2 protein-coding genes are annotated in these 2,313 nt (G+C 70.8%); both read right to left on the reverse strand.

All coding sequences use genetic code 11. The features are described from left to right. Window positions 1-519: 519 nt before the first annotated feature. Window positions 520-729, reverse strand: a complete 210-nt coding sequence (locus D7V88_RS40750) for a hypothetical protein (RefSeq protein ID WP_120545860.1) — start codon at window positions 727-729, stop codon at window positions 520-522. 505 nt (window positions 730-1,234) lie between these two features. Continuing rightward, window positions 1,235-2,230, reverse strand: coding sequence for a replication-relaxation family protein (locus D7V88_RS40755; RefSeq protein WP_158625273.1), 996 nt, complete (start codon window positions 2,228-2,230; stop codon window positions 1,235-1,237). Window positions 2,231-2,313: the final 83 nt, after the last annotated feature.

Raw genomic sequence — 2,313 nt, forward strand, 5'->3', positions numbered from 1 at the left:
CGTCGCCAGCGCGGAGGCTTCCCTCCTCCGAGGCGAAGCGGGCCTGGACGTCGCCGGGCCCAACCGGGGGCCTTTGCGCAGCAGGGGCCGAGTGGGGGCCTGGACGACGCCGGCACGTGAAGCCTCCACCTGGCGCCACGCCCGGACGTCGCCGGCACTCACCGGGGGCCCGCGCAGCAGGGCCGAGTGAGGGCCTGGACGACGCTGGCGGGGCCTTCGGGGACTCGGGCAGGGGGCGACAGCCACCGCGTGCTTCCCGGGGCACAAGGCAGCGCACCATGCGGGGCGGGCCTCGCGGCGGCCCGGCTTCTGGGCCCGGCCGCGGCCTCCGCCACGCTTCCTCCCACGCCAGGAGCTGGAGACGGGCGCGGCCGAGTCCCGCGAGGCCGCGCACCACCAGGCGCTGCTGCCGGGCCGTCAGGCACGCAGCGCCACCCCACCACCTCCGCCAGTGCCGGCGCGCTACTGGAAAGGGGAGAGGCCCGCCCCGGGTTGGTGGCCCGGGGCGGTCTGCGTGAACTAGGCGTCCTTCTTGGGCAGTGGGATGCGAACCTGGAGCTTGCCGTTCACCGGGAAGCCGTCCAGGACGATCTGGAGGCTTCCATCGCCCATAACGAACGCCGAACCCATCGTCTGCCAATGAGTCTTGCCTCCGCTCCGATCCGCCGGCGTCACAACGTCGAGGCGGGTTCCCTTGGGAAGTTCGGTCAGCTTCGCGGCCTGAGACATGGTGTGTCCTCCGAGTGTGGGGGGCGGCTCCGCGCCGCCTTCACCCGGAACGGGGGCGGCGCGGGGTTGACCCCAACAGGAGACGGTTGGCCGTTGTCCGGCGCCGCCCTTTTTGGCGAGAGCGAGTGACAGGCCGCAGTTGGCCTGGCGCGAGTGACGCAGGCGGAGACGGACGCTTCTAGGCCAAGCGGCGATGTGGCCACCGGAGGACATGCCCTCCGGGCTGCGAAGCGCGACGTCCCTGCGGACTCCATGACGTGGGGGTGGGCTCGCTGCCGGGCAGCAAGGCCCCAGCGCGTTCAAGCCACGGGACCAGCAGGAGTCTCCACCTGACAGCGCGTGGTCCGGCTGGCTCCGCTAGCCCCAGGGTGCAGGAATGAGCGAGGAAACGGGACCATCCCTCCCACCCGAGCCGGTGCTGGTGGTGTCGCGTGCCTCGCTGAGCATCCGAAGGATGATCAGCGAGGGATGCAGCCGAAAATGCGCGGAAGAAACATCCGCAACATCAACGGGCGACAGCCGGGCGACTTGCCGCCGCGCTCTGCTGTTGGCGGGCCGGGCTCTGCTCCCGAATTCGCTCCGAGAGCGCGAAGACCTCCTGTGAGCCCACCGGATAGGGCGGCGGGTCGCGGCCCTCCTTGCGCGCAGCCTCCCTGAGCTCCTTGAACGTCGCGTTGACCGACCGATAGAAGCGGACCACGGCGTCCGCCTCGGTCGTGGTGAGCGTCAGCGGAGACGGCCCGGAAGGGACGCCTGCGGAGGCTCCCGGAAGGAGAGCCCCGTACTCCGCCACAGCCTCCGGGGTGAGGCGCACGCGAACGTCGAGCGGAAGCCCGGAGGGATTCGCGCGGCGCCATTCTGCGGCCCACTCCGATACGACCTTCTCCACCGAGCGCTGGCGCGCAGACGTCTGCACGAGGAGGAGGAGGTGAGGCGCGAAGCGGTCGGGGAAGTGCTGCGCGTAGAAGGTCTGGACAGGACCGGCAGACGCTGCGGTGCCAGTCGTCATGAACGAAGCGTAGCGATTCAGCTTCGAGACCGTGGTGCCGGCGGCGTCCTCCAGCGAACTCGCAATCGTGTGAGTGCCCATCTCGCACTCAACGAAGACGCGAACCTTCGCGTGCAGCAGCTCCAGGATCGCGTCAGGTCGAAGCGCCCGCGGCTCCTGCGCGTTCGTGCGCTGGTTGTACTCGGACCACGGGCGGTGCGACGTCTCCGAGGACAACCAGCGAAGCCGCTCGTCGGTGGCGGTGGCGAAGCTGCCGCGCTTCCCGCTAGCCACAGCGGGAAAGCGGCCGGGCTCGGGCGCAAGCCCGAGTTCGAGCAGCCCGACAAGGAACTCAGAGGTGGCGAGCGCATGCGCGATGTGCTGGGGCTTCACCGTGTCGTGCGACTTCTTCACGGCGCCGAGAAGGTTCGAGGCGATGCGCCAGCCGGCGTCATCGAGCGCCCACGCAGGGCAGGGGTGGCCGTCAGGCAACCTGCCCTGGAGGCGCTGCACGAAGGGCCCTGGCTCACCCGCCCTGGGCGGGTGAGCCAGGCCTTCGAGACGCCGCCGCGCGACCGCGACATCACGCCCCGGAC

Origin of the sequence: Corallococcus terminator, from assembly GCF_003611635.1 — a bacterium.
Taxonomy (GTDB): Bacteria; Myxococcota; Myxococcia; order Myxococcales; family Myxococcaceae; genus Corallococcus; species Corallococcus terminator.

Coding starts and splice junctions, on each gene's coding strand:
- D7V88_RS40750 (WP_120545860.1), bottom strand. CDS start 729: ATGTCTCAGGCCGCGAAGCTGACCGAACTTCCCAAGGGAACCCGCCTC.